At 65.2% G+C, this 26,443-nt stretch carries 32 protein-coding genes; 10 read left to right on the top strand and 22 right to left on the bottom strand.

Features of this window, described 5'->3' with window-relative positions; genetic code table 11:
* Position 1 precedes the first annotated feature (1 nt).
* From dapA to F2P45_RS05435, 10 genes are all read right to left on the bottom strand, one after another.
* Positions 2–886: a 4-hydroxy-tetrahydrodipicolinate synthase gene (dapA, locus tag F2P45_RS05480; RefSeq protein WP_166871260.1), complete on the bottom strand. Its 885-nt coding sequence runs from the start codon at positions 884–886 to the stop codon at positions 2–4.
* A 71-nt stretch (positions 887–957) separates the two neighbouring features.
* On the bottom strand, positions 958–1,545 hold the full coding sequence (locus F2P45_RS05475; RefSeq protein ID WP_166871258.1) for a class I SAM-dependent methyltransferase: 588 nt from the start codon (positions 1,543–1,545) through the stop codon (positions 958–960).
* A 10-nt stretch (positions 1,546–1,555) separates the two neighbouring features.
* Positions 1,556–2,302 carry a site-2 protease family protein gene (locus tag F2P45_RS05470; protein ID WP_166871256.1) on the bottom strand — a complete coding sequence of 249 codons (747 nt, stop codon included), beginning with the start codon at positions 2,300–2,302 and terminating at the stop codon, positions 1,556–1,558.
* 76 nt (positions 2,303–2,378) lie between these two features.
* Positions 2,379–3,014: an L-threonylcarbamoyladenylate synthase gene (locus F2P45_RS05465; RefSeq protein WP_166871254.1), complete on the bottom strand. Its 636-nt coding sequence runs from the start codon at positions 3,012–3,014 to the stop codon at positions 2,379–2,381.
* Positions 3,011–3,892 carry a protease HtpX gene (gene htpX, locus F2P45_RS05460; protein WP_166871252.1) on the bottom strand — a complete coding sequence of 294 codons (882 nt, stop codon included), beginning with the start codon at positions 3,890–3,892 and terminating at the stop codon, positions 3,011–3,013. The genes F2P45_RS05465 and htpX overlap by 4 nt, the downstream gene beginning before the upstream one ends.
* A 159-nt stretch (positions 3,893–4,051) precedes the next feature.
* On the bottom strand, positions 4,052–4,885 hold the full coding sequence (locus F2P45_RS05455) for a 3',5'-nucleoside bisphosphate phosphatase (protein WP_166871251.1): 834 nt from the start codon (positions 4,883–4,885) through the stop codon (positions 4,052–4,054).
* A 100-nt stretch (positions 4,886–4,985) separates the two neighbouring features.
* Complete coding sequence (locus tag F2P45_RS05450; protein WP_166871249.1) at positions 4,986–5,861, bottom strand: alpha/beta fold hydrolase; 876 nt, start codon at positions 5,859–5,861, stop codon at positions 4,986–4,988.
* Positions 5,862–5,957: 96 nt separating this feature from the next.
* Entirely contained in the window at positions 5,958–6,392 is a 435-nt protein-coding gene (locus F2P45_RS05445) for a RidA family protein (protein WP_229504929.1), read from the bottom strand.
* 326 nt (positions 6,393–6,718) lie between these two features.
* Positions 6,719–7,444 carry a phosphoribosyltransferase gene (locus F2P45_RS05440; protein ID WP_223164679.1) on the bottom strand — a complete coding sequence of 242 codons (726 nt, stop codon included), beginning with the start codon at positions 7,442–7,444 and terminating at the stop codon, positions 6,719–6,721.
* Between the two features lie 115 nt (positions 7,445–7,559).
* Positions 7,560–8,720 (bottom strand): hypothetical protein, encoded by a 1,161-nt coding sequence (locus tag F2P45_RS05435; protein ID WP_166871247.1) that lies wholly within the window; start codon positions 8,718–8,720, stop codon positions 7,560–7,562.
* 192 nt (positions 8,721–8,912) lie between these two features.
* Here F2P45_RS05435 and F2P45_RS05430 point away from each other — a divergent pair, with 192 nt between their 5' ends.
* The 5 genes from F2P45_RS05430 to F2P45_RS05410 all read left to right on the top strand — a co-directional run bounded on the left by F2P45_RS05430 (position 8,913) and on the right by F2P45_RS05410 (position 12,149).
* Positions 8,913–9,437: a gamma carbonic anhydrase family protein gene (locus tag F2P45_RS05430; protein WP_166871245.1), complete on the top strand. Its 525-nt coding sequence runs from the start codon at positions 8,913–8,915 to the stop codon at positions 9,435–9,437.
* Between the two features lie 3 nt (positions 9,438–9,440).
* Positions 9,441–10,397: an Hsp33 family molecular chaperone HslO gene (gene hslO / locus F2P45_RS05425; protein WP_166871243.1), complete on the top strand. Its 957-nt coding sequence runs from the start codon at positions 9,441–9,443 to the stop codon at positions 10,395–10,397.
* A gap of 1 nt (position 10,398) precedes the next feature.
* The gene (locus F2P45_RS05420) at positions 10,399–10,836 is read left to right on the top strand and encodes an acyl-CoA thioesterase (RefSeq protein WP_166871241.1); all 438 of its coding nucleotides are present in this window, start codon (positions 10,399–10,401) and stop codon (positions 10,834–10,836) included.
* A 2-nt stretch (positions 10,837–10,838) separates the two neighbouring features.
* On the top strand, positions 10,839–11,372 hold the full coding sequence (locus F2P45_RS05415) for a GNAT family N-acetyltransferase (RefSeq protein ID WP_223164678.1): 534 nt from the start codon (positions 10,839–10,841) through the stop codon (positions 11,370–11,372).
* Between the two features lie 231 nt (positions 11,373–11,603).
* Positions 11,604–12,149: a putative metalloprotease CJM1_0395 family protein gene (locus F2P45_RS05410; protein WP_166871239.1), complete on the top strand. Its 546-nt coding sequence runs from the start codon at positions 11,604–11,606 to the stop codon at positions 12,147–12,149.
* A gap of 29 nt (positions 12,150–12,178) precedes the next feature.
* Here F2P45_RS05410 and F2P45_RS05405 read toward each other — a convergent pair whose 3' ends face one another.
* A complete protein-coding gene (locus F2P45_RS05405; protein ID WP_166871237.1) occupies positions 12,179–13,177 on the bottom strand; it encodes an aldo/keto reductase in 999 nt (332 codons plus the stop codon).
* 108 nt (positions 13,178–13,285) lie between these two features.
* On the opposite strand from F2P45_RS05405, the gene F2P45_RS05400 reads away from it, so the two are divergent.
* Positions 13,286–14,164: a LysR family transcriptional regulator gene (locus F2P45_RS05400; protein ID WP_166871235.1), complete on the top strand. Its 879-nt coding sequence runs from the start codon at positions 13,286–13,288 to the stop codon at positions 14,162–14,164.
* A 155-nt stretch (positions 14,165–14,319) separates the two neighbouring features.
* On the opposite strand, the gene F2P45_RS05395 is transcribed toward F2P45_RS05400, so the two are convergent.
* Positions 14,320–14,796 carry a DUF3224 domain-containing protein gene (locus F2P45_RS05395; protein WP_188130089.1) on the bottom strand — a complete coding sequence of 159 codons (477 nt, stop codon included), beginning with the start codon at positions 14,794–14,796 and terminating at the stop codon, positions 14,320–14,322.
* A 93-nt stretch (positions 14,797–14,889) separates the two neighbouring features.
* On the opposite strand from F2P45_RS05395, the gene F2P45_RS05390 reads away from it, so the two are divergent.
* Entirely contained in the window at positions 14,890–15,735 is an 846-nt protein-coding gene (locus tag F2P45_RS05390) for a helix-turn-helix domain-containing protein (protein ID WP_229504928.1), read from the top strand.
* Here F2P45_RS05390 and F2P45_RS05385 read toward each other — a convergent pair.
* From F2P45_RS05385 to F2P45_RS05375, 3 genes are all read right to left on the bottom strand, one after another.
* Positions 15,647–16,285: an RQC-minor-1 family DNA-binding protein gene (locus F2P45_RS05385; protein WP_166871233.1), complete on the bottom strand. Its 639-nt coding sequence runs from the start codon at positions 16,283–16,285 to the stop codon at positions 15,647–15,649. The genes F2P45_RS05390 and F2P45_RS05385 overlap by 89 nt on opposite strands.
* An 81-nt stretch (positions 16,286–16,366) precedes the next feature.
* The gene (locus F2P45_RS05380) at positions 16,367–16,897 is read right to left on the bottom strand and encodes a MepB family protein (protein WP_166871231.1); all 531 of its coding nucleotides are present in this window, start codon (positions 16,895–16,897) and stop codon (positions 16,367–16,369) included.
* Positions 16,898–16,959: 62 nt separating this feature from the next.
* Positions 16,960–17,406: an RcnB family protein gene (locus F2P45_RS05375; RefSeq protein WP_166871229.1), complete on the bottom strand. Its 447-nt coding sequence runs from the start codon at positions 17,404–17,406 to the stop codon at positions 16,960–16,962.
* Positions 17,407–17,688: 282 nt separating this feature from the next.
* Here F2P45_RS05375 and F2P45_RS05370 point away from each other — a divergent pair, with 282 nt between their 5' ends.
* The 3 genes from F2P45_RS05370 (at position 17,689) to F2P45_RS05360 (ending at position 20,561) form a co-directional block, all read left to right on the top strand.
* Positions 17,689–18,684 (top strand): formylglycine-generating enzyme family protein, encoded by a 996-nt coding sequence (locus F2P45_RS05370; protein WP_229504927.1) that lies wholly within the window; start codon positions 17,689–17,691, stop codon positions 18,682–18,684.
* Positions 18,685–18,756: 72 nt separating this feature from the next.
* A complete protein-coding gene (locus F2P45_RS05365) occupies positions 18,757–19,851 on the top strand; it encodes a sensor histidine kinase (RefSeq protein ID WP_166871227.1) in 1,095 nt (364 codons plus the stop codon).
* Between the two features lie 5 nt (positions 19,852–19,856).
* Positions 19,857–20,561, top strand: a complete 705-nt coding sequence (locus tag F2P45_RS05360; protein ID WP_229504926.1) for a LytR/AlgR family response regulator transcription factor — start codon at positions 19,857–19,859, stop codon at positions 20,559–20,561.
* 273 nt (positions 20,562–20,834) lie between these two features.
* Here F2P45_RS05360 and F2P45_RS05355 read toward each other — a convergent pair whose 3' ends face one another.
* From F2P45_RS05355 to eno, 7 genes are all read right to left on the bottom strand, one after another.
* Positions 20,835–22,280 carry a TIGR01777 family oxidoreductase gene (locus F2P45_RS05355; RefSeq protein WP_166871223.1) on the bottom strand — a complete coding sequence of 482 codons (1,446 nt, stop codon included), beginning with the start codon at positions 22,278–22,280 and terminating at the stop codon, positions 20,835–20,837.
* Positions 22,277–22,894, bottom strand: a complete 618-nt coding sequence (locus F2P45_RS05350; protein ID WP_166871221.1) for a DUF4166 domain-containing protein — start codon at positions 22,892–22,894, stop codon at positions 22,277–22,279. The genes F2P45_RS05355 and F2P45_RS05350 overlap by 4 nt, the downstream gene beginning before the upstream one ends.
* Complete coding sequence (locus tag F2P45_RS36015) at positions 22,891–23,343, bottom strand: cell division protein (protein WP_229504925.1); 453 nt, start codon at positions 23,341–23,343, stop codon at positions 22,891–22,893. Before F2P45_RS36015 ends, F2P45_RS05350 begins: the two co-directional genes overlap by 4 nt.
* Positions 23,344–23,351: 8 nt before the next feature.
* Complete coding sequence (locus tag F2P45_RS36010; protein ID WP_229504924.1) at positions 23,352–23,771, bottom strand: thiol-disulfide oxidoreductase DCC family protein; 420 nt, start codon at positions 23,769–23,771, stop codon at positions 23,352–23,354.
* A complete protein-coding gene (locus F2P45_RS05340; RefSeq protein ID WP_166871219.1) occupies positions 23,768–24,310 on the bottom strand; it encodes a GbsR/MarR family transcriptional regulator in 543 nt (180 codons plus the stop codon). Before F2P45_RS05340 ends, F2P45_RS36010 begins: the two co-directional genes overlap by 4 nt.
* 438 nt (positions 24,311–24,748) lie before the next feature.
* Positions 24,749–25,087: a cell division protein FtsB gene (gene ftsB, locus F2P45_RS05335; protein ID WP_166871217.1), complete on the bottom strand. Its 339-nt coding sequence runs from the start codon at positions 25,085–25,087 to the stop codon at positions 24,749–24,751.
* A gap of 49 nt (positions 25,088–25,136) precedes the next feature.
* Positions 25,137–26,420 carry a phosphopyruvate hydratase gene (gene eno / locus F2P45_RS05330; protein WP_166871215.1) on the bottom strand — a complete coding sequence of 428 codons (1,284 nt, stop codon included), beginning with the start codon at positions 26,418–26,420 and terminating at the stop codon, positions 25,137–25,139.
* Positions 26,421–26,443: the final 23 nt, after the last annotated feature.

The raw sequence follows: 26,443 nt of genomic DNA, 5'->3' as shown, positions 1-26,443 counted from the left end.
GTCAGGGCTGTGGTAGGACGCCGGCTTCGCGCAGGGCGCCGCGGACCGCATCGTGGCAGTCTTGCCCGAGCGGCGCCAGGGGCAGGCGGATACCGGCAGGCATCAGGCCCATTTCCGCCAGTGCCCATTTGACCGGGACCGGATTCGGCTCGATAAACAGTTTCTGGTGCAACGGCATGACGGTGTTGTTGATCTCGACGGCGCGCGCGATGTCGCCGCCCATCGCCGCTACGCACAGCTCATGCATGGCGCGCGGCGCCACGTTGGCGGTGACCGAAATATTGCCGGCGCCGCCGCACAGCATCAGCGCCATCGCGGTCGGATCGTCGCCCGAGTACACGGCGAACGATTTGTCGACATTGCGCAGCAGTTCCAGCCCGCGGCCGATGTTGCCGGTCGCATCTTTGAGGCCGACGATGTTGGGAATGCTCGACAGGCGTACGACGGTGTCGTTGCTCATGTCGGCGACTGTACGGCCCGGCACGTTGTACAGGATGATCGGCAGGTCGACCGCTTCGGCGATGGCCTTGAAGTGGAGATACATGCCTTCCTGGGTCGGACGGTTGTAGTACGGAACCACCACCAGTGCGGCATCGGCCCCGACTTCCTTGGCATATTCGGTCAGCTTGATCGCTTCGGAGGTCGAATTGCCACCGGTGCCGGCAATGATCGGAATCCGGCCGTTAGTGTGCTCGACGGCCAGTTTGACCAGTTCGCAGTGTTCCTCGACGCTGACGGTGGCCGATTCGCCCGTGGTGCCGACGATCACGATGCCGTCGGTGCCCTCGGCGATGTGCCAGTCGATCAGCTTGCGCAGGCCCGGATGGTCCAGACTGCCGTCTGCATGCATCGGGGTGACGATTGCTACTATGCTGCCCTTGATCATATGTAGGTAACTATGCTGGTAGATAAAACCCCGATTGTAGCGGATCGCCCGCCCGAATGGTTCATTGTTGACTAGAATCGCACCTCGGTCGCCGCCGCGCCCCCGTCAAGATGCGCATCTTCCCGGGCAAAATCGGCTCCGCAAGCGCACAGGCGCTGCACCATGGCCGCCTTCGGCAGGCTGGTAAAACCGTCTTCGAACGCCAGCACGCGCAGGTGATGGGCCGCCGCCTGGCGCAGCAGCTCGCCTTCGTGCAGCAAAAACGCCGGATTGCTGGGACGGCCGAAGGCTTCGTTTCCGCCTGCAAAGGTCTCATAAATCAGCAGGCCGCCCGGCGCCAGGCTGCGCACCAGCGCCGGAATCAAGGGCCGGTGCAAGTAATTGGTGACGACGATCACGGCAAAGCGCCCTTCCTCGAACGGCCAGGGCGCCGTGCCGTCTTCCAGGTCGAATGCCATGGTGGTGATGCCGGGGCCGGCGGCGGCGGCCAGCGCCTCCGGATCGCGGTCGAGGGCGACCACCGGGTGGCCGAGCGCGGCCAGCAGACGCGCGTGGCGGCCGCTGCCGCAGGCCAGGTCGAGCGCCTCGCCGCGCCGCGCCAGCGGAGCAAAACGGGCGATCCAGGGGGAAGCGTCGGCGGCAAGGAGGGCGTCGGTCATCGGAAATCCTTTATACATGCAGAAAAAATGAAATCGGCGAGGCGATCAGCGAAAACAGCGAGCTTACCATCAGGGTCGCCTTGAGCATGAAGCTGTCGAGCACATGCAGCTTGATCAGCACGATGAGCGTGCAGAACAGCAGCACGCCGCCGACGTCGGTCCAGGTCAGCCAGTTCGCCAGTCGCGTCGGCAACAAACCCGGCAAGACCGGCACCTCGTCCTTGGGAAAGCTTGGCAGCGCCCGCAGCACCCGGTCGGGCAGCAGGCCGGCCACGACATTGCTGCCGTCGAGCGGTGGAATCGGCAACATGTTGACGACGATCATGACCGCGTTGAACGACACCCCGACCTGCACCATGCCGCGCAAAAAGCCGTTGTGCATGCCGCTCGCGCTCAGCACCAGGCCGGCCACGGCCCAGGCCACGCCCATGGCCAGGTTGGCGGCCGGGCCGGCCAGCCCCACCCAGGCCATGCTCTTGATCTTCGGTTCGCGCAGGCTGTCGTACTCGATCATCACCGGTTTGGCGTAGCCGAACGGCAGCTGGATCAGCCAGTACATCAGCATCGGCAGCAAGATCGTGCCGAACGGGTCGATATGGCGCAGGGGATTGAGACTGAGGCGCCCCTCTTTGGCCGAGGAGTCGTCGCCAAGCAGGCGCGCCACATAGCCATGCGCAGCTTCGTGCAGCGCCAGCGCATACAGCACCGGGATGCCGAACATGAGCACGGTCCGCAGGAGCGCGTCGGGGCTGTTCATGGCGCGATGCTACGCGAGCGGGCGCGCGCAGGCGGCGCGGCCGGATGCGGGCCGGGCGCGGGCCGCGCGGGCGCGTTCAGAGTCCGAACGCGGCGGCATCGCCGCGGCCCTGGCGCACCAGCACCACGTCGTCGCCGGTCAGGTCGATCACGGTGGTCGGCTCCAGCGAGCAGGCGCCGCCGTCGATGATCAGCTCGACCTGCTTGTCGATGCGTGCGCGGATGCTGTCGGCGTCGGTCAGCAGTTCATCGCCCTCGCCGTCCGGATCGGGCAGGATCAGGGTGGTGCCCAGCAGCGGCTGGCCCAATTCTTCCAGCAGGGCCTGGGCGATGGCGTTTTCGGGCACGCGCAGGCCGATGGTCTTGCGCGACGGGTGCGACAGGCGGCGCGGCACCACGCGGGTCGCTTCCAGGATCACCGTGTACGGCCCCGGGGTGGCGGCCTTGAGCAGGCGGAACTGGCGGTTGTCGACCCGCGCATACACCGCGATTTCGGACAGGTCGCGGCACAGCAGGGTCAGGTGGTGTTTTTCGTCGATGCCGCGGATGCGGCGCAGCTTGTCCACCGCCGCCTTGTCGTCGAGGTGGCAGACCAGCGCGTAGCACGAGTCGGTCGGCAGCGCGACGATGCCGCCGGCATGGATGATCTGGGCGGCCTGCTTGATCAGGCGCGCCTGCGGATTGTCGGGATGGATGGCGAAAAATTGGCTCATGCGGGAGGCAGGTTGTTGAGGGCGGCGATGCGTTCTTCCATCGGCGGGTGGGTCGAGAACAGCGCGCCCCAGCCCTTGCCGCCGCCGGCGATACCGAAGGCCGACATCTGCGACGGCAGGGCGCCGGGCGCCAGGCCGCCGAGGCGGGCCAGGGCCTGCTGCATCGGACGCGGGCTGCCCAGCAGTTTGGCGGAGCCGGCGTCGGCGCGGAATTCGCGCTGGCGCGAGAACCAGGCGACGATCATCGAGGCCACCAGGCCGAACAGCAGTTCACAGACGAACACGGTGGCCATGTAGCCGATGCCGGGGCCGCGCTCGTTATTGCGCAGCACCACCTTGTCGACCACGAAGCCGACCACCCGCGCCAGGAACACCACGAAGGTATTGACCACGCCCTGGATCAGGGTCAGCGTGACCATGTCGCCGTTGGCGACGTGGGCGATTTCGTGACCCAGCACGGCTTCGACTTCATCGCGGTCCATGCTCTCGAGCAGGCCCGTGGAGACCGCGACCAGGGCCGAATTCTTGAAGGCGCCGGTGGCGAAGGCGTTCGGCGCGCCATCGTAGACGGCAACCTCGGGCATGCCGATGCCGGCCCGCTCGGCCAGCTTGCGCACGGTGCCGACCAGCCATACTTCGCCGGCGCCGGACGGCGTGTCGATCACGCGCGCGCCGGTCGACCATTTGGCCATGGTTTTACTCAGCAGCAAGGAAATGATGGCGCCGGTGAAACCGACCACGGCCGAAAACACCAGCAGCTGGCCGAGATTGATGCCCGACGCACTGACCCCGCGCCCGATGCCGAACAGGTTCAGCACCACGGTCAGGACCAGGATCACGGCAAGGTTAGTGGCAAGGAACAGTAAAACGCGCTTCATGGCAAGCCTCCCGGCTTCGGCATTGGTGGACAGGAGAATAAGATAAGGCCCGAGCGTGACAAATACAAGAGCCGCGCCGCCTCCGCCATGGGCAGGGACGGCGCTGTTCAGGACCGCTTAAGCCGGCAGCCCTGGCCGGCCGCGCCTGGCCGGCCGCGCCTAAAACCAGTCGTGCCAGACCGGCTTGACGCTGCGCGGCAGCGGCGGCAAGGCGGCAAAATCGACGCGCGACTCGCCCGGCGCATGGAAATCGGTGCCGCGCGAGGCCAGGAAACCATAGCGCCGCGCTTCTTCGGCGTACAAGGGATACTGGTCCGGCGTATGGCTGCCGGTAACCACCTCGATCGCCGTGCCGCCGAGCTGCTTGAATTCGTCGAACAAGGCGCCCTGCCCGACCATGCCGAGCTTGTAGCGGCCCGGATGGGCGATCACGGCAATGCCGCCCGCGCCCTGGATCCAGCCCAGCGCCTGCGCCAGGGTGGCCCAGCGGTGCGGCACGTAGCCGGGTTTGCCTTCGACCAGGTATTTACGGAACACTTCCGGGATGTTCGCGCACACCCCGGACTCGACCAGGTGGCGGGCGAAATGGGTGCGCGAGATCAGGTCGGGATTGTCGACGAACCTGAGCGCGCCCTCGTAGGCGCCGGGAATGCCGGCGCGGGCCAGCTGGGCGGCCATCTCGCGCCCGCGCCCATCGCGGCCGCTGCGGGTGGCGGCCAGGCCCTGCACCAGGCCGGGATTGTTCTCGTCGATCTGCAGGCCGACGATATGCACGGTCTGGTTGGCCCAGGTGATCGAGATTTCGACGCCGGACACAAAGCGCATGCCCAGCGCCCCGGCCGCTTCGCGCGCCGCGGCCACGCCGCCGACTTCGTCGTGGTCGGTCAGGGCCCAGACGTTGACCCCCGCCTTGTGCGCGTGGGCGGCAACGGCGGCAGGCGCCAGGACACCGTCGGAGACGGTCGAGTGGCAATGGAGATCTACATTCAGCATACGCAGGCAAGGCTCGGATCGGCAGCAGGGTGGGGACAGGCTTTATTGTACGCTCACTGAGCGATTGACGCGGCGCGGCGCCGATTGCCCGCGCACGTGCTCAGGCCAGGAACGCTTCCACCATCCTGGCCAGCTGCTCCGGCTGGTCGTGATGCAGCATATGGCCCGCATCGGCCATCATGCGCGAGCTGACCGTCTTCAGGTGCCCCAGGCGGCGGTCGACCTCGATGCGCGCTTGCTCGCGCGGCCCCATCCACTGCCACATATTGGTATCCTCGGCCTCGACCCACAGCACCGGCGCGCTAATCGCCGACCAGCAGGCCATCACCTCTTCGACCTGATAGCCGAGCGGGGTCGGCTTTTTGTGGTTCGGGTCGCCCAGAATCTCCCAGTCGCCGGCGTCGTTCTGCGCCGACCAGTGCTGCGCCAGGAACTGCGCGCGCGCGTCGCTCAGGCGCGGATTGGTCTTTTGCAGGCGCGCCGCCACCGCCGCCTGGCTCGGATAGGTACGCAGCGAGGGCGGCGTGCGCATCTCGTCGAGCCACTTGGCGTAGCGTGCCGGGGCCTTTTCCGGCTTGGACGCGGGCATGCCGAAGCCTTCCAGGTTGATCAGGCGGCGCACCCGGTGCGGCCGGGCGCCGGCGTAAATACCGACCACATTGCCGCCCATGCTGTGCCCGAGCAGGTTGACCGCCTCGCCCGGCGCGTAATGGTCGAGCATGGCATCGAGATCGGCCACGTAGTCGGGGAACCAGTAGGTGTCCGAGTGGCTGCGCTCGGAGAGCCCGAAGCCGCGCCAGTCGGGCGAGATGACGTGCCAGTCTTGCTGGAGGCAATCGACCACGAACTGGAACGAGGCCGACACATCCATCCAGCCGTGCACCATGAACAGCTTGGGCGCGCCCTCCCTGCCCCAGTGGCGCACGTGGGTGCGCAAGCCGCGCACGGTCAGAAATTCGGAACGGGAAGGTTTCATGAGAGGACTCGACAATAAAAAAGAACGACCGTTCGCATTATACCGGAGAACTTTTCCCGCCTTGTTCCCGTGCTTGCGGCTGCCGTTGCCACACCCTCAGTCGGGATGGATGAAGGGGGCGACGGCGGTCGCTTCGATTTCGAACAGCATGCCGTCGAGCGCCAGGCGCGGCACCGGAATGAGGGTGCAGGCCGGGGCCGGACGTTCGCCCCATGCGGCGCGCACGGCCTGGCCCAGGATGCCGAGGCGTTCCATGCTGTGGTCGACGATCAGCACGCTGATCTTGACGACATGGTCGAGATTGGCGTCGGCGGCGGCCAGCGCCGTCCGCAGGTTGGCGATCGCCTGCGCGACCTGGCCGGCAAAGTCGGGCGCCAGTTCGCCGGCGGCGTTCTCGCCGCCCTGCCCGGCCACGTACACCATGCGCGCGGGCGTGGGCGCGATCACCACGTGGGTGTAGCCGTTGGGCTGCGGGTCGACCAGCCCGATGGGATTGATGAAGGACATGCCGGCTTGGTTTTTGGTGTGCATCGATGGCTTTCTGGTGGAGGATCGGGAGGAAACGATGCCACTATAAAACCGCAAGCGGGCTTGAGGTCAAGCGCTTTCAGATGCGCGATACCGGGCGGCAGGGCCGGACTGCGACGTGATCCAGCAACGGTATCGACAAGAATAATTGATCGGATTTCCTTGCGATTATTTACTTCGCCCGATTTGCTAACTCACGCATCACATACTCGGCGACTTGTCGCTTGGTTTGTCTGAGCGACAACACCTCCTTCGCGGTCAGCGTTCTGGATTTTCCCGTCGCTGCGCCAGTAGGAAGCGTCACCACTAACTTGCTGGGCGTTAACTGACTACTCTGCAAGAGCCGCTTCGATGCGATCGCGGATTCTATGGCTCGTTGGCGTGTTGATGAGGTAACGGGTTTCGGAAGCAGTAAGGCATTCGAATCCGAATCCAAATCGCTTGCTCCACCATTCTTCGAGCTGACCATGCTTTCCTCTCAATTCATTTAGCTGCCCGGCACTCTGCCAAATCAAGGCAGAGTGCGCTTTGCCAGTCAGCGTAGCCGCACAAAGAACACGCCCACCCTGCCTGTGCAAGTGTCCACGAAGATTCGCAATTGTTCCGCCTTGCCCGACAAAATCATCGACGATGATGTACACGGCCGGTCTGACGGCGCCCTTGAAAAACGCCTGCTTGGCCAATCTGGCAAAGCCGCTTGCTCCGGTAGGGTTAACTACGTTAGCCTGCACCACGTTCTTCTCGACATCCCAACCGACAATATGACTCAAGATATCGGCAAAAACCGCCGGGATGGCGTTCACACCCGCGCGCTCTTCTGCATGAACGCTGATGAGAACTGGTTGAAATGCACTGCCCAAGTCGACCATCCACCGAATCGCTTTATCGCCCATGGTATCCATGACGAGAAGAAATGCAGCCTCGGCATCGCCAGCTTTCGCCGCCATATATGCAAAATGTTGCTTTACAGCCGTTTCAGCCGAGTGACTGAGCACCTTCGGAAACCGGTCTGACCAAGGAACGCGAACCGCTCTTGGAGGCGATATTCTTTGCACGGAAATCCTTAGGTTCGCTACCAAGGCTACTGAGGCAGCCCGATGCGTGCAGTGTCAACTTCCATGCCGATATAGTACGCCCAACGCAGCGCTGGTCAAGCCCTGTACCGCACCCTCAGTTAGTCCAGTACAAATACCGCAAAAATCCCATTCCCGTATCGGTCGTCGCGGCCTGCTCGGCCATCTGCGGCAACGGCGACAGCGGGTGCCCCTTGTCGATGCGCTGGCAACTGCCGGCCGGCAGCTTGGTATTGCGGAAGCTGTAGACGGTAGCTGCCGCCGGTGGATGCAGATACAACTTCGCCACGTTCAGCCCGCTCCCCTCGGGACACAAAGGCGCCATCACCGCCAGCATCCCGCGTCCGCCCCGCGTGGCCGGCAGCAAGGTACGCCCCTGCCACAGTGCCGACATTTCCTTGACCATCATCCCCCAGCTGGCAAAGCCGGCCGCGTCAAGCGGCACCGGGAACACGCTACCCGCCTGCTTCGGATTGCCGATCCACTCCTCATCGTCATCGGTCTCGTCCAGCACTTCCTGGCGCATTTTTCCAGAAATGACAAAGCCGTTGCCGATCAATTTGTGCGCCGCTTTCAGCAGTTCCGGGCGCGCCAGGATCAGGCCGTCGAACTTGTCGGTCAGCTCGAAGGCGCGCAGATTGGTCAGCATGCCCTCGATAAAATGATGGTACGCGAGCGACCATAAAATATCGCTCTGGTCGACGCGGATGACCGCGCCCAGATTGTATTGGCTGTCGTAGTACGCCTGCTCGTTGCTCGGCGCCGTCATGCGAAAGCCCTGCTGCCCGCGTTTGGGCAGGGCGAACAGGTATTTCTCCCACAGCTGGACGGTGCCGTCGCCGTCGATATCGCGCTCCCACCGGGCCGGCGCCAGCCGCAGCGAGGTGCGCTTGCCCAGTTTGATCTGGGCCAGCAGCTTGCGCGTGGTTCCGAGTTCAGCGATCACATAGTCGATTTCCTTCCTCACCTCGACCATGATGGCGTCCTTCGGCATGTCCTGCTTGTCCATCCGCTTCATGCCCTGGCTGGCCCAGGTCACGATCTGGCTGACCAGCGCGGTATCGCGGCAGATGACGGCGGCCACCCGCGCATCGTCATCGCTGGGCACGGCCCCGCGTGCCACCTCGGCGCAGGCTGCGGCGTAGCCGCCGGTCGTGGTGAAATCGGCCGCAGCGGCCGCCGGAAGCGCCATGGCGCCGCCCAAGGACAAGACAGCGGCAAGTACAGCCGCCCGCCGCGCAACAGGGAACAATCGCATGATGCCTCCAAGATAATTGTGTCAGAAAAGAAAACAATCCTACGCGAAACAAATGCCCTTGCGCCATCCCGCCTTGTGATTAGAAGAAAACGCCCAACATCCTCCACTCGGGGCGGCAAGAAATGGCCATGCCGCGTCGAAACGGCCGGGGCGGCGTAAAATAGCGCCATTCCAACGCTTCCCGACACCAACATGGCTATCTACCAACTGGGCGAGCACGCGCCCGAGATTCACGAGTCCGCCTACGTCGCCGATTCGGCCAGCCTGATCGGCAAAGTGACGCTGCAGGCCAATACCTCGGTCTGGTCCGGCGTCACGCTTCGCGGCGACAACGAGCGCATCACGATCGGCGCCGACAGCAATGTGCAGGAAGGCACGGTCATGCATACCGACATGGGCTTTCCGCTCACCATCGGCAGCAAGGTGACCATCGGCCACCAGGCCATGCTGCACGGCTGCACGGTGGGCGACGGCTCGCTGATCGGCATCCAGGCCGTGATCCTGAATGGCGCGAAGATCGGCAAGGGTTGCCTGGTCGGCGCCGGTGCGCTGGTAACCGAAGGCAAAGAATTCCCCGACTACTCGCTGATCATCGGCGCCCCGGCCAAGGCCGTGCGCACCCTGGGCGAGGAAGACATCGCGCGCCTCGAAGGCAGCGCCGCCAGCTACGTGGCGCGCGCCCAGCTGTTCAAGACGCAACTGAAAAAGATTGGATAAACAATGACTACAGACAATAACAACGACACCCTGCAAAAATTCATCTTCGACAACGCCGCCGTGCGCGGCGAGTTCGTCGACATTTCCACCACCTGGCGCGAGATCTTGCAGCGCCACAGCTACCCGCCGGCCGTCAAGACGGTGCTCGGCGAAATGGTCGCCGCGGCGGCCCTGCTCTCGGCCAACCTCAAGTTCAACGGCGCCATCATCATGCAGATTCACGGCGACGGGCCGGTGCGCCTGCTGGTGGTCGAATGCGATTCCGAGCTGCGCATGCGCGCCACCGCCAAGGTGGCCGAAGGCACCAGCGTGGCCGACGACGCCAGCCTGACCGACCTGCTCAACCCGGGCGGCAAGGCGCGCTTCGTCATCACCCTCGACCCGACCGACAAGATGCCGGGCCAGCAGCCCTACCAGGGCATCGTGCCGCTCGACGGCGACGACGTGGCGACCGTCATCGAAAACTACATGCTGCGTTCCGAGCAGCTCGACACGCGCCTGTGGCTGGGGGCCGACGACAGCGTTTCGCGCGGCCTGCTGCTGCAAAAGCTGCCGCGCCACAGCGGCAAGGATGACCAGATCAAGCAAAGCAGCGAAGCCGACGAACTCGAGACCTGGAACCGCGCCGTCATGCTGGCCTCGACCCTGAAGCGGGAAGAACTGCTCTCGACCGACATCCAGACCCTGATGAACCGCCTGTTCTGGGAAGAGACGATCCGCGTGTTCGACCCGGCCCATCCCCAGTTCCATTGCAGCTGCACGCGCGAAAAAGTCGGCAACATGCTCAAGATGCTGGGACGCGAAGAAGTCGACGGCGCCCTCGATGAACTGGGCCAGCTGGCGATCGACTGCGATTTCTGCGGCAAGCACTACGCGTTCGACAAGGTCGATTGCGCGCAGCTGTTCGTCGGCGACACGCCGGTCGACCTGCTCATTCCCGCCAGCGACGTGAAGCACTGACATGCGCGACTCGCCCCGCTCCGCGTTCCCGCATTTCCTGGCCATTCCCACGCGCTGGATGGACAACGACGCCTACCAGCACGTCAACAACGTCGTCTACTACAGCTTCTTCGACACCGCCGTGAACCAGTTCCTGATCGCGCGCGGCGTGCTCGATATCCACGCCGACAGCGTGGTCGGGCTGGTGGTGGATACGGGCTGCTCGTACTTTAGCTCGATCGCTTTCCCGGACACGGTGCATGTGGGCGTGCGCGTGGCCAGGCTGGGCAACTCCAGCGTGCGCTACGAGCTGGCGCTGTACCGCAACGACCAAGCGCTGCCCGCCGCGGCGGGGCATTTCGTGCACGTCTACGTTGACCGCGCAAGCAACCGTTCGGTGCCGGTGCCGGACGCCGTGCGCGCCGTGCTGGCCAGCATCGCCAGCGCGCCGCAGGCCTGAGCATGACAGCCGTCTCCAGCCACACCATGCGCACCCTCGGGCAGGACGACGCCGACGCCCTGCTGGCGTTCGAACTGGCCAACCGCGCCTGGTTCGAACGCCATGTGGAAGCGCGCGAGCCGGCGTTCTATTCGCCCGACGGCGTGGCGCGCCACATTGCGCAATACCTGGAAGGCCACGCCAGCGGCGCCTGGCATCCGTGCCTGCTGCTCGATGAGGACGGGCGCATCGTCGGACGCGCCAACCTGAAGGACATCGACCGCGCCGAGGGTTCGGCCGAAGTGGGCTACCGCATCGCGCACGACCAGACCGGCAAGGGCCTGGCCACCTTCGCCCTGCGCAATTTGATCGGCCTGGCGCGCACGGCCTGGCAGCTGAAAGAACTGCGCGCCGAGATCACGCATGCCAACCAGGGCTCGGCGGCGGTGCTGCGCAAATGCGGCTTCGTGCACGCGCGCGAATTGCCGCAGCTTGCCATCGTCGACGGCGCGCGGGTGGACGGCGCGCTGTACCTGCTCGACCTGGCGCCGGCCTGACGCCCTCACGCGGGCACGGCCTGCAAGCCTGAGCGCTTGTCCTTGACACTGGCGGACCGGCCGTCATCATGCCACAGGCCGGCGCGCCGCCAATGTATGCACAGCCCATAAATTTGCTATCATCGGAAAACGGTGCAGCCGGCGGCTTGTGGACGAGCCATCCTGGCGGCACCGGGCCGGTTTTTCACCGTCACCCGTGAACGCATCCGCAACCCAAACACGCGCCCCACCATGAGCAGCGTCGCCGCCACCGCCAGCGCAGTCCCCGCCGCCATTGTGGCGCGCGCAGCCCCTGCGCGCACCGAACCGACGCCGCAAGCGCTGGCCCGGATCGACAAGCTCAAGGCCCGCGACGCCGAAGTACGCCAGCACGAACAGGCCCACCTGGCCGCCGCCGGTGGATTGGCGCTCTCCGGCGCCAGCTATACCTACCAGCGCGGACCGAATGGCGTCAACTATGCCATCGGCGGCGAAGTGCAGATCGATACCTCGCCCGGCGGCACGCCGCAGGAGACCATCAGCCGTGCGCGCGCCATCGCAGCGGCCGCGCTGGCGCCGGCCGACCCGTCGGGCGCGGACCGCGCCGTCGCCGCCCAGGCCGGGCAAATGGAACAACAGGCACGCGCCGAACTGGCCGCCGAACGCAGCACGCAAACGCCATCGGCCGCCGCGCCGGATAGCGCCGCGCCGGACAGCGCCGACCCGCGCCGCCTGGCGCTGCAACGCGCCTACGACAGCGGACCCCGGGCGGCGCCGTCGCTCACGGTATTCGCCTGACGCGTGCCAGCACCGGCCGCGCCGGCATCTCACAACCCGACCATGCCCATCTCCTTCTGGTTGTAGCGCGCGCCGCTCACCGCACCGCGCGGCACGGCGGCGGCAATCGCCGCCACGTCGGCCGCGCTCAACACCAGTTCCGCGGCTGCCACGTTCTGCTCCAGATTGGCCAGCTGGCGCACGCCCGGAATCGGCACGATGTGATCACCCTGCGCCAGCAGCCAGGCCAGCGCCAGCTGGGCCGCGCTGGCCCCGCGTGCGGCGGCCAACTGCTCCAGGCGCGTCACCAGCGCCGCGTTGGCGCGCAGCGCCTGGTCCTGGAAGCGCGGCAGGCCGCGCCGGTAATCGTCCGCCGCCAGTCCCTCGGTCGAACCCAGCTGCCCGGTGAGAAAGCCCCGTCCCAGCGGGCTGTATGGCACAAAGCCCACGCCCAGTTCACGGCAGGCCGGCAGCACCTCGTCCTCCACCTCGCGGCTCCACAGCGAATACTCCGACTGCAGCGCGGCGATCGGATGCACCGCGCAAGCGCGCCGCAAGGTCTCGGCCGACGCCTCCGACAAACCCAGATGCAGCACCTTGCCTTCGCGTACCAGATCGGCCATGACGCCGACCACCTCTTCGATCGGCACCGCCGGATCGACCCGGTGCTGGTACAGCAGGTCGATTGTCTCCACGCCCAGCCGGGCCAGCGAGCCCTCGACCGCCGCGCGCACGTGTTCCGGGCGGCTGTCCACCCCGGTCACCCGCTCCATGCCCCGCCCCTGCGCCCCGATCCGGAAACCGAACTTGGTGGCGATGGTCACCTTGCCGCGCAGTTGGCGAAAAGCGCGCGCCAGCAGCTCCTCGTTGGCGTAGGGTCCGTAGACTTCGGCGGTATCGAACATCGTCACCCCCAGTTCGACGGCGCGGTGCAAGGTGCGGAGCGACTCTGCCTCGTCGGCGCCGCCGTAGGCGAAGCTCATTCCCATGCAACCGATGCCGATGGCCGACACCGACAAGCCGGTCGAACCCAATGTGCGCGTTTTCATCACAGCTAACTCCTTGTGGTTTGAATGAAGCAGCCAGTATGCGCGGCCTGGTTTGATCGGATAAGATGCCTTATTGCGCATGCACTACTGAGAAGAATTCATCAATCCATGACCGACCTGCACGAACTCGGCGCCTTCGCCGCCGTGGCCCGCCTGCGCAGCTTCCGCAAGGCCGCCGCCGAACGCGGCGTCTCGGCCTCGGCGCTGAGCCACACCCTGCGCGCGCTGGAAGAACGGCTCGGCGTGCGCCTCCTTAACCGCACCACCCGCAGCGTGACGCCGACCGAGGCCGGCGCGCGCCTGCTGGCCCGCCTGGCGCCGGCCATCGGCGAAATCGCCGACGCCCTGGCGGAACTGGACAGCCTGCAGGACGTGCCGGCCGGCGCCCTGCGCATCAACCTGCCGCGCTCCGCCGCCCGCCTGCTGCTTGCCCCCATGCTGGGGCGCTTCGCCGCCGCCTGTCCGCGCGTGCAGCTGGAGGCCGTCACCGACGACGGCCTGCTCGACATCGTCGGCGCCGGCTTCGACGCCGGCGTGCGCTTCGGCGAACGGCTGGCCGCCGACATGATCGCCATTCCTTTCGGCCCGCCGCAACGCTTCGTGGTCGTCGCCTCACCCGCCTATCTGGCGCTGCACGGGGCGCCGGCCACGCCGCGCGAGCTGGCAAATCACAGCTGCATCGGCCGGCGCTTCCCCAGCGGCAGCCGCTACGCCTGGGAGTTCGCGCAGGGCGGTCGCAGCTTCTCGGTCGCCGTCAACGGCGCGCTGGTGTTCGACGACGACGAGCTGATTCTCCGCGCGGCGCTCGACGGCGCCGGCCTGGCCTACGTCTACCACGCCGATGCGGCGGCCCACATCGGCGCCGGCCGCTTGCAGGTGCTGCTGGCCGAGTGCGAGGCCGCGCCGTCCCAGTATTTCCTGTACTACCCCAGCCGCCGCCAGATGCCGCCCGCCCTGCGCGCCTTTGTCGACGCCGTGCGCGGCTAGTGTCCCGAGTTGGAAATTCGTTGATGATTAAATATGGCGAAATCGCACCGAGACAAGGAACAAAGCGCAGACAGGCAAATGCCTGGCGAGCATTTGTGACGCGGTATCGGCGCGATTATCGCCGTATTTATTCAACCAATTTCTGACTCGGGACACTAATTGCCCAGCGTGTAGTCGAGCGCGTAAAAGTGCTGGCCGTCGACGACGGTGAGCACCACGCTGCCGCCGATCCCGCTCAACTCCTCCGTCCCCGAATCGGGAACGATGGTAATCGCGGCCTGGCTCGTCCCGCCACGCATGGTGCCCGCATGCTGGAGCACGAAACTGCCCTTGCGCCCCGCCAGCGTGCCGCTGACACGCTCGATGGCGACGTAGGCGGCCGAGCCTTTGGTATCGCTCACCGCCGTGAGCATGGTGCCCTTGCCGCTGGCGGCCAGCGCGCCCGTATAGCGCTTGTCGAGCGCCATGCGGGCGGTGGCGGTGCGGCCTTCCTTGTCGGGGGCGCCGGCGGGTATGATCGTGATCTCGAACGGCCCGCTGGCACGCTGCGTGATTGGCGCCGACTGGGCGCTGGCGGGTGGCAGGGCGGCGAGCAGGGAGAGCGCGGCTGCGCTGGAACGGAACAAGGACATGGCTGGCTTTCAAGTCGAGGATGGGCGGCGCCGCGGCCAAACGCGCGGCCGCTCGCGGGAACCACCACAATATGCGCAAGGACGACAAACATCTTGGATAAACCCGACACCGCCCCAGCGACGCCGAAAGGCATCGTCGATCCGCTCGGCATGGCGCGCCGCATCCGCCTGGCCACCTATCCGCCGGCGGCGCCGCTGGCGCCGTTTGTCGACTACTACTGGATCGTCGAATGGAACATGGGCGAGCGCGCGCCGGAGATTCAGCGCGTGCTGCCGTATCCGAACGCGCACCTGGTGTTCGACCGTGGCCAGAGCGCCATCCACGGCGTGGTGCGCGGCGCGTTCGAGCGCAGCGTGGCCGGCGCGGGCCGCGTGCTGGGGGTACGCTTCAGGCCGGGCGGACTGCGTCCCTTCATCGATCATCCGGTATCAACCCTGGCCGACCGCACCATGCCAGTCGACGATGTGTTGCGCGTGCCGGCGATCGAGGCCGAACAGCATGTGCTCGGCGGCGCCGGCGACGCCGGCATGGTCATTGCGGCAGAAGCGATGCTGCTCGCCGTGCTGCCGGCGCCGGACGCACGCGCGCTGGCCGCCGAACAAGCGGTGGCCGCCGCCGCCGCCGTCGATGGCCCGGCCAGCGTAGCCGCCCTGTGCGCGCAAGTGGGGATCGAAGAACGCGCGCTGCAAAGGCTGTTCAGTAATTATGTCGGGGTGTCGCCCAAGTGGGTCATTCAGCGCTACCGGCTGCAGGAGGCGAGCTGGCGCCTGGCCAGGCCCGGGCCGGTCGACCTGGCGGCCCTGGCAAGCCAGCTGGGGTTTTTCGACCAGGCCCACTTCACGCGCGACTTCACGAAACTGGTGGGGAGGTCGCCGCTGGAGTACTGGAAGTCGCAGCAGACTGGGACGCAGGCGCCGGCGCGCTCACATGCCCAATGACGCGGGCAATCTCCTTGCGCACCTTGGCATAGTCGACCTGTGCCCACGCCTCGAGGATGGGCACATACTTCGGATCGGCACGTTCATGCAGGATCTCGAGCAGCAGCAATATCATGTCCCTGCTGCGGTCCTTCAGATACAGCATGTCATACGGCGGCGCGGCCTGCGCCAGCAACTTGTCGAAGCCGTCTATCAGCTCGTTGGCGTAAATCTCGCGTTCGATGCTCCATCCCCGTTCTGTATAGAACAGCAGCGGCAAGTCACCCGCAAAATCGAGGCCCAGGTAATCGTTCAGGATCATCCAGTCGACCATGGCCAGGACTTCGGCCTCGGTGCGGCCCTGGTAAGCGCCGTAGCACGGATTGTCATCCATCCCGTACTTGAGGACATCCTGCGCGCGCGACCCCCTCAGGACTTTGATCAGCATGGCGCGCCCGGCAATGGCAATCAGCGGATCGGCCGCGCGCAGGATGGTGCGGATATCCTGCTCCGGCAATGTACGCAGGGATGAGTCAAAAACCAGCCTGGTTCGGTTTTGTCGACGGCTCATGGCAGTTCCCGTAGATGAAAGTGGCTGCGGTGCTTCGTTTCGACAGATTGTGCACCCGGTGGCGGGTCGATGGCAAGCGTGTCACGCGTCGTTGCGGCCTGGTAACGCGGCCCGGCCGTACAACGTCCCCATGCGGATGGCATCGGCGCCGTTCGCGACAAAATACGGGAGCTGCCAGCGCTGCGTGGCCTGCGCCTGTTTGCTGGTCGTGGCAACCCATGGCGGATACACGCGAATCGCGCGCTTGCCGCCCTGCCCGCTGCGCGCCAGCACATCGCGCGCGGCCAGTACCGCCGTCGGGAAGACGAACTGCCCGAACTGTTCGCCGTCGCGGGTGCTGATCACGAACAGGTCGACCGGGTCGGTGTCGTCGAAAGGCTGGATCGGGCCGGCGCCGATGCGCTTCCACAGCGTGACGAACTGCCCCACCTTGGTCGGCGTGATTTTGGCAACCCGGAAGCGCACCCGCAGGCCATCGACTTCGAAGGCGGTCGCCGCATAGTCCGCGCTTTCGGCCTCGCACCGGGGCACGTTCCATGTCAGGCCGTGCGCGTCGTATGCCTGCTGGAGCGCAAGCAGGTCGGGATGAAAGGGTTTGTGGTTCGGTGTCATGAAAGACCAGGCGGCGCGGCCGGAGCAAAAGCGGCATTGTAGCCCCTGCCCCGGTATCGGCGTTATTGGTTCAACAGCACCTGTGTAATGAGTCCCGTGGCAATCGCCACCAGCGCATAGTCGCCATTGGCCTGCACCCAGTGCGCCCCGCGCGGCGGCGCGCTCAGGCGACGGCTGCGCCAGTCGCTCACCACGTAGCTGCTGCCCCGATAGCGCTGATCCAGGTACGCGCCGCGACGGAAGTGGTGACGCGCCGCCGGACGCTCATCGTGGCCCTGGTAGCCGCCGCGCGGGCCGTCGTAACGGTCGCCGCGGCGATTGTCGTGACGGTCACGCTCATAACGATTGTCGCGCTCATGGCGCTCATGGCGCTCGTAGCGGTCATTGCGTTCATTGTGCTCGCTGCGCTGACCATGCTCGCCGCGATAGTCGCGCGATTGAGCGAACGCTGCGCTGCCGATGCCCATGCAAACAGCCATGAGGGCGATGATGAGGGCTTTCTTGTGCATATGAACTCCTGTCGTCAATACTGCCTGCAGCAAATGGGCCGCCTGAACATACTGCCGCTCCGGGGACCAGGGCGACTACTGCGTGTCGTCCATGTACCCATTACACCGCGATTCGCTCCTTGCAACCAGCATGCACCGGTAAGAAGTGTTACGGGACGTGTCTGCCGGTCCGCAGCGCCGCTCATCCCCGCATAGCGCCGGTCGGCACCTTTTTGCCAAAACGACAGCATGCTCCCCCAGAATGCACTTCATTCTCACCACCCCACTTGATGAAGGCACGACATGCAAAGCACCCTCCTGTTCTCCCTGGCCCTGATGGCATCGACCGGCGCGGCAGCCGCCCCCGGCAGCGTGACCGAACCGCCGATGGCCGCCATCAAAGGCGGCACGTTCACGATGGGCGGCACCGTTCCGGGCACGGCCAAGGACTATCCGACCGACCAGCCGGTGCACGCGGTGCGCGTGCCCGCCTTCCAGATGGCGAAATATGAAGTGACCGTCGGCCAGTTCCGCCAGTTCGTCGAAGCGACCGGCCACAAGACCGAGAACCAGTGCTGGAAGTTCGCCAGCACCGAATGGGGCATGGACATGGGCCCTGGCGCCTGGAACACGCCCGCATACGCGCCAGGCGACTACCATCCGGTCATGTGCGTCACCTGGAAGGACGCCACCGCCTACGCCGCATGGCTGTCGGCCCAAACCGGCAAGCCATACCGCCTGCCGTCGGAAGCCGAATGGGAATACGCCGCGCGCGCCGGCAGCACGGGCGACTATTACTTCGGCGACGACGCCACCCAGGTGTGCCGCCATGCGAACATCCGCGATTTCACGGGCAGCAAGGCGATCGCCGCCATCATCGGCCGCACCGGAAAACCGGCCACCTGCGAAGACGGCGCCGCTTTTACCACCGTAGTCGGCATGTACGAGCCGAACGCCTTCGGCCTGTACGACATGATCGGCAATGTGGGTGAATACGTGGCCGATTGCGAACACCTGAACTACGACGGCGCGCCGGTCGACGGCTCGGCATGGACCACCAACTGCAGCAAGCGCGAGTCGCCGATGATGATTCACCGGGGCGGCAGCTTCTCGTCGCGCAACGTACGCACGGTGGTGCGCGGCCACGCGGGAATCGATAACCCGAGCAGCATCGGCGAAGGCTTCCGCCTGGCGCTGGGCGGACCGGTGCAAGCGCAGGCTGCGTCGGCGGCGCGCTTCGAAGCGGAACTGGTCACCGCGCGCGCGGCCGAGCGCGAACGGCGCAAAGCGGCCAAGTAAGGCGGCGACCAGGCCGGACCGGCCGTCTTGTTAGAATGCGCTCTCCGATCATCCACTGGATAAGCCGACCGCATGCCACTTCACTTCTTCCCGCGCGAGCGCGACTTCTGGCTTTACCACTTCAGCGCGGTGGCGGTCGGGCTGACGGCCAGCATCGCCATCGCCGTGGTGTGGGGTTTCATGGTCAGATTGCAGGTCTATACCAGCCTGGCGTGGATTCCGTTCTACACGCTGGCGGTACTGGTGCTGCGCTGGCTGTACAAGCGGCGCGGCGGCGACGCGGTGCCGATCGCCAGGCTGATTGCCATCGTGGTGATCTACAGCGCGCTGGCCGGCATGGTGATCGGCGCCTGCGTCACGGCCGTGGTCACGCCGATGTTCTTGAAAGCCATCAGCGCCAAATACAAAGCGCTCAAGATACCGGTGATCCCGTCCGAACTCATCATGAACAAGTTCATGGACGAAGCACCCAAGAGCCAGCTGTTCGTGGCGGTATGGGGCTTCATCTACATCAGCGTGAGCAGCAGCCGGCGCATCAAGAACGCCGAACTGTTCAACCTGCGCCTGCAGAACAACCTCAAGGAAGCGCAGTTGAGCAGCCTGTCGAACCAGCTCAATCCGCACTTCCTGTTCAACTCACTCAATAACATCCGCTTCATGATCCACGAAGATGCGCAGCGCGCCGACGCCATGATTACCTCGTTTTCCGACATCCTGCGCTACTCGCTCGAAAGCAGCCGGCACGAAAAAGTCAGCCTGCATCATGAAGTGGGCATCATCACCAAGTATCTGGCCATCGTCAAGACGCAGCTGGAAGAACGGCTCGACTTCTCCCTTCGCATCGCGCCCGGCCTGGATGACGCGCTGATGCCGCCGATGGTCTTGCAGATGCTGGTGGAGAACGCCGTCAAGCATGGCCTCGACCAGCTTCAGGGCGGCGGCACCCTGAAGGTCGACGCGCGCCAGCTGGGCCAGTGCCTGCAACTGGAAGTGCGCAACGACGCCCCCGACGCCCCCGTCCAGAGGCCCGGCTGCACCGGCATCGGCCTGCTCAATATCGAACAGCGCCTGCACCTGCTGTATGGCGAGCTGGCCACCCTGAACGCGGCGCACGCCGATGGCGCCTTCAAGGTCACTGTCACGCTGCCGCTGGAGCGCGCCGCATGAGGGTGATGGTCATTGAAGACTCGCGCCTGGCGCGCGAGGGCCTGGTGCGCATGCTCGGCCAGTTCGACGGGGTCGAGGTGGTCGGCCAGGCGGATCACCCGGCAACGGCCGCGCCGATGATCGCAGAACTGCGGCCGGACGTGCTGTTCCTCGACATCCACATGCCGGGCGCCAGCGGCTTCGACCTGCTGGAGATGCTCGACTACCTGCCGCGCATCGTCTTCACGACCGCCTACTCCGAATACGCGATCCGCTCGTTCGACTACAACACCATCGACTACCTGCTCAAACCGGTCAGCCACGAACGGCTGGCCACCGCGATTGCCAAGCTGGCCGCGGCCGATGCCGCGCCGGCGGCGGTGGCAAGGCCGCCGCTCGACATCAACAGCAAAATCTTCGTCAAGGACGGCGAGCGCTGCCACCTGGTGAGCCTGGAGACGATCCGCTATATCGAAAGCTGCAAGAACTACGTGCGCATTTTCTTCGGCAGCGAAAAAGCCTACGTCAAAAAATCGTTGAACAGCATCGAAGAGCGCTTGCCGGTCAAGTTCTTCTTCCGCGCCAACCGCCAGTGCATCATCAACCTGCAGGAAATCCGCGCCATCGAAGAATCGATCTCGATGGGATACGAGGTGACCATGAGCGACGGCAAAGTGCTGGAAATCTCGCGCCGCAATGCCCAGGAATTGAAAGACCTTTTGAGTTTTTAGCGTACATGAGATGGTCGACATGCGCACACCCCGAAGGACATTGCTCGCCCTGGTCATGGCGGCCGCGCTTGCCCCTTCCAGCTTCGCCGCCGTCACCAGCGTCGATGTCGGCCCCGCCCTGCCGCGCGCCGCGCTGGGGCGAGTGCCGCCTCGGTATTCCTTCGAAATACCCTCGTCGTTGCATGGTTAGCCATGCGGCCTCCTCGCGCCTTGCCCTCGCCTGCCATGCATCACCGTCAGCTTCCCCCGATCTACTGAGATAGGCTCTAAGCGTCATAACAAATTGGCCAGCGCCCCGGCCAGGGCCGGATGGCGGAAGGCGAAACCGCTGGCCTGCAGCCTGGCCGGCGCCACGCGCTGGCCTTCGAGCAGCAGGTCGGCCTGTTCGCCCAGCGCCAGGCGCATCGGCCAGCCGGGCGTCGGCAGCCAGTACGGGCGTTTCAACACCCTGGCGGCCACCTTGTTGAAGTCCGCCTGCGACAGGACTTCAGGCGCGGTGAAGTTCCAGGCCCCGCCCTCTCCCGTCGTCCAGAGGTGGGCCATGCCGGCGATGAGGTCGTCCACATGGATCCACGACAGCCACTGGCGCCCGCCCCCGAGCGGGCCTCCCATGCCCAGCTTGACCGGCAACAGCATCATCGGCAGCGCGCCCTGGGTGCCGAGCACCAGGCCGAAACGCATGCACGCCACGCGCACGCCATGCGCCGCGGCCGCGTAGGCAGCTTCTTCCCACTCGCGGCACAGGTCCGACATGAACATCGGCTGCGGTCCATCGCGTTCGGTGAGCACCGTATCGATCCCCTGCGCCTGGATGCCGTAGTAGCCGATGGCCGACGCCGACAGCATCAGCGCCGGCTTGTGATGCGCCGCCGCGATCCAGGCGACCACCTTGCGCGTGGTGCCGATGCGGCTGGCGCGCAAGGCCGCGCGGCGCGCCTCGCTCCAGCGCCAGCCCAGAATGCGGGCGCCCGCCAGGTTCACCACCACATCGATGCGGCGCGCAGGCGGCAAGGCGCCCATGTCGGCGATGCACTCCACGCGGGCGTCGAACATCCAGGCAGCGGCGCGCGGCTGGCGCGTGAGCAGCGTGACCCGATGGCCGTCGGCGAGCAGTGCGCGCACCAGTTTCTGGCCGATGAACCCGGTGGCGCCGGTGACCAGCACCGCGCACTCGGCATCCCCGAAACGCAAGACGGGTGCGCGCGCCTGCGCTGCCTGGCGGGCAAGCGCGCGCGCCGCGAATGCATCGCGAATGCCGGACAAGCCGACCCCGAGGCCGCAGACGAACAGGAAGATACTCAGGGCGCCGTGCGGTTCCCACACCAGCGCGGTCGGCAGCGCCAGAGCTTCGCCCGCGTTCAGCGCCAGCAAGGCGATGAAGGCGCCGCCGTTCATGGCCAGCACCGTATGGGTGACGCGTTCGGTGGCCGGCAGCAGGCGGGTCTTGTCCTCGACCACGAAGTCCCACAGGGTCAGCACGATTTCGACCGCGAAGACGACCAGCAGCAGCACCGCCCACAGGCCATTGAAACGCCAGCACGACAGGCCGATGAACATGGCGCTGTACATCAGCGCGCGCACGGCGTGGATCGACAGTTCCAGCCTGGCGCTGGCGCGCCCCGGGAGCGCCTCGGTCAGTTCATGGTGATACAGGGTGTCGAAGGCGCCCAGGCATCCCTGGAACGCCATCAACTGCAATGCCAATACATGGGTATTCATGGCCGTACCTCGCGAAACACGCCCGCCTGCGTGAAGGTTGTACCGAACAGCGCGTGGCGGATCTCGATACGGATATCGAACTGCGCGCTGTCGTTATTGCGGTGGCACAGGTAGGTCTTGCCCGGCGTGAGCCAGGCCGGCACGGGAATGCGCACGCCCGCCACCTGCCAAAAATAGCCATCGCTCTCGAAATGCAGGTTCCCGTCGCGCACCGCCAGCACCAGCTTCATCCCCATCCCCATGCCGACGTATTCGAGCACTTCGCCGCGCGCGCTCTCGAGCATGTAGGACGTGAACTGCACCGGCTTGCGTCCGTTGAGGCGATAGATGCGCTGCTTGAAAATGGCCGCGCTGCCCTCTTTCGAATAGACCTCGATATCGACCGGAAAGTCGGCGTCGTTATACGGCATCAGCGCGCCCCGGATCAGCGGCATGGTCAGGTAGCCGAGCACGCGGCCGAGTCTCGAGCAGGTCAGCTCCGTCATGCGGCCGGTGTAGTACAAAGGCTTGCCGGGCATGGGGTTATGGTCGAAGCGCGCCTGGATATCGGGGTGCAGTCCGCGCCATGCGGGACCGAGGATCTTCTTGAATAACTCGCCTTCGGACGCGATCATGCGCGCACCGCCTGCGCGCGGTCGACGTAGAACAGGTACGCCAGCGGCGGCAGCATCGTCACCAGCGCGAAGGTATCGATCCAGACATTGTCCCAGCAGCCGGCGCGCAGCGACACCAGCATGTCCTGCGGCGCCCACAACAGCATGCCGGCGATCAGCGCGCCCCAGGCAAAGGCGCTGCGCTGGCGGGCGCCGATCCACGCCAGGGCGCCCATCCAGAGCGCCGCGCTTTGCACGGTGGGGCCGAACAGCGAGATCCACCAGATCTGCTGCGCGTGGGCCTGGGGCGGCACGGTGGCGCCCCAGAAGGCGGTTTCGATGCCGCGATGGTAGCCGCTGAAGATCGCAGCGTCGGCGAACCACGGCAGCAGCATGCCGACCACCAGGTGCGTGACGATGGCCGCGAACATCCAGCGGATGGCCCAGCGGCGAAGAGTGGCAGAGTGCATATGGGCTTTCAGCGTTTGAAGAAGGGATTGGGGCGCTCGCACACGCCTTCGGTGCAGGTCGGGGAGCGGTAGCCCAGCGCGCGCGACATCAGGTAGCGGTGGCGCGCGAACAGGCGATACGACCAGCTGCACACGGTGCGCAGTCCGGGCACGCGCAGCGGCAGCACGCGCCAGGCCTGGCCGGCCAGGGTGTAAGAGCGCAGCAGGCTGTCCACGCCGACCAGTACGCGGCCGTCGCGCGTCTGGCTGTGCAGCTCGCGGTTCAGGGCGGCCATGTCGACGCCCAGGTGGGTCGGATCGAAGCCGGGGGCGGCGATATCGGCAAACGCCAGGCGTCCGGCGCGGTCCCAGCGCGCCAGCTTGTCCATGCCGGCGCGGCAGAACGGGCACTTGCCGTCGAAGTAGAGCGTCAGTTCGGCGCCGCTCATGATGGGTCCTTGTCGTCCGGTCCGAGGAAGCGCGCGACCTTGCCGCCCATCTTCAGGAAGCGCTGCAGGGTCGCCGGCGGCAGGTGCTTGTAATCGTCGTAGGTGGTACCGAGCATGTCGAGGAACGTGAGCACCTCGTTCATGCGCGCCAGCGAGGCTGGTTCGAGCGCGCTATCGGTATCGCCCTCGATGGCGCATTCGCGCAGCACGGTCAGGGTCGGATCGATTTCGCGCCGTTTGCGCTCCTCGACGATGACGCGGAAGATCTCCCACACATCCTGCAGGGCGACGAAGTGATCGCGGCGGTCGCCCATCAAATGGGTGACGCGGATCAGGTTCCAGCTTTGCAGCTCCTTGAGGCTGTTGCTCACGTTGGAACGCGCGACCGACAAGGTCTCGGCGATATCCTCGGCCGCCAGCGGGCGGTTGGCGAGGAACAGCAGCGCGTGAATCTGCGCCACGGTGCGGTTCACGCCCCAGCGCGTCCCCATCTCGCCCCAGTGCAGGACGAATTTCCGTTCGGTCGGTCCCAATGCCATGATTTCTCCAATTTCATTCATTTCTGTCGTTACAGAAATTAAATACCGATTGAAGCTCGTTGTCAACGAAAATGAGTGAAAATGAGAAACAGCAGAGGAATTATCCGACGATTCGGTATCGCCGCCGACACGCTCAAGAGTCACCCCCCTACAACCGGGGTCAGAGCTTTAATGAGCAATTTCTGACTTTCCGGCAACGCGAGTTGGTGCTTGCTGTAAAAACGAATGTGTTCCGCCATCCACGCGCACTCAATCGCCCCATGGCAGGAATCGATGAGCAGTGATGAAACTTGCGCTTGCTGGGGCGCAATGTGGATCGAAGAAGTTACCTAAGCGAAAATTGTTTCGCTTCAGAGCTCTGACCCCGGTTGGGCGTAACTGTGCCAGAGGCTAACTAATTTCGAATTAGAGCTCTGACCCCGGTGGTGGGAGTTTGCTTCAGGGGGTAGTCTTTGTGTCGGGCTTGACCGGCGGGAGCGGGGTGGCCGATTCTTTGGGGTGGCCGTTGGCATCCAGAATCTGGATGAAGATCTCGTTCTTCTTGATCATGCCGAGCTCGAAGCGCGCGCGTTCTTCCACCGCGCCCGTGCCGTTGGTCAGGTCGTGCACTTCGGAGTCGAGCTTGGCGTTGCGCGCCTTCAGTTCCACCGTCTTGCGCTGCGCGACGATCACCTGGTTTTCCAGTTCGCCCACGCGCAGCCAGCCACCCTTGCCCAGCCACAGCGGCAGTTGGATCAGGATCAGGAGGGTCGCAAGAACGAGCGTAATGAGGCGCATGAAAAGGAGGATGGCACCGGCCGGCGCACGGCCAGCCGGTGCGGTCGGCTTACTTCAGGTTGTAGAAAGCGCTACGGCCAGGGTAGCTGGCGATGTCGCCCAGGTCTTCTTCGATGCGCAGCAACTGGTTGTACTTGGCCATGCGGTCCGAACGCGACATCGAGCCGGTCTTGATCTGCAGGGCATTGGTACCAACGGCGATGTCGGCGATCGTCGAGTCTTCGGTCTCGCCGGAACGGTGCGAGATGACGGCAGTATAACCGGCGCGCTTGGCCATTTCGATTGCCGCGAAGGTTTCGGTCAGGGTGCCGATCTGGTTGATCTTGATCAGGATCGAGTTGGCGATGCCTTTCTCGATGCCTTCTTTCAGGATCTTGGTGTTGGTGACGTACAGGTCGTCGCCCACCAGCTGCACTTTTTTGCCGAGGCGGTCGGTCAGGATCTTCCAGCCATCCCAGTCGCCTTCATGCATCGCGTCTTCGATCGAGATGATCGGGTACTTGTCGCACCAGGTTTCGAGCATGTCGGTGAACTCGGTCGAGGTCAGCTGCATCCCTTCGCCTTCAAGGTGGTATTTGCCATCCTTGTAGAATTCGGACGCGGCGCAGTCCAGGCCCAGGCAGATCTGCGTGCCCGGCTCGTAGCCTGCCTGCTCGATCGCTTGCATGATCAGCTTGATGGCTTCTTCGTGGTTGGCCACGTTCGGCGCGAAACCGCCTTCGTCGCCGACCGAGGTCGCCAGTTTTTTCTCGTGCAGGATCTTTTTGAGCGTGTGGAAGATCTCGGCGCCGTAGCGGATTGCTTCCTTGAAGCTCGGCGCGCCGACCGGGATGATCATGAATTCCTGGATGTCCAGGTTGTTGTCGGCGTGCGCGCCGCCGTTGATGACGTTCATCATCGGCACCGGCATTTGCATCGCGCCCGAACCGCCGAAGTAGCGGTACAGCGGCAGGCCGGCTTCTTCGGCGGCGGCCTTGGCGACCGCCATCGACACGGCCAGCATGGCGTTGGCGCCCAGGCGGCTCTTGTTGTCGGTGCCATCGAGGTCGATCAGGGTGCGGTCGAGGAACGCTTGTTCGTTCGCGTCCAGGCCCATGATGGCTTCGGAGATTTCGGTATTGATGTTTTCGCAGGCTTGCAGCACGCCCTTGCCGAAGTAACGGCTTTTGTCGCCATCGCGCAGTTCGATCGCTTCGCGCGAGCCGGTCGAGGCGCCCGACGGTACCGCCGCGCGGCCCATCACGCCCGATTCGAGCAGCACGTCGCATTCGACGGTTGGATTGCCGCGCGAATCGAGAATTTCGCGGCCGATAATGTCAACGATAGCACTCATATTTCAATCTCCAAAGGGTAAGA

It is taken from the genome of Massilia mucilaginosa (genome assembly GCF_011682145.1).
In the GTDB taxonomy this organism is placed as follows: Bacteria; Pseudomonadota; Gammaproteobacteria; order Burkholderiales; family Burkholderiaceae_D; genus Telluria_A; species Telluria_A mucilaginosa.
The sequence above is the reverse complement of the archived record's forward strand: the minus strand, read 5'-3'. Positions and strand labels throughout refer to the sequence as shown.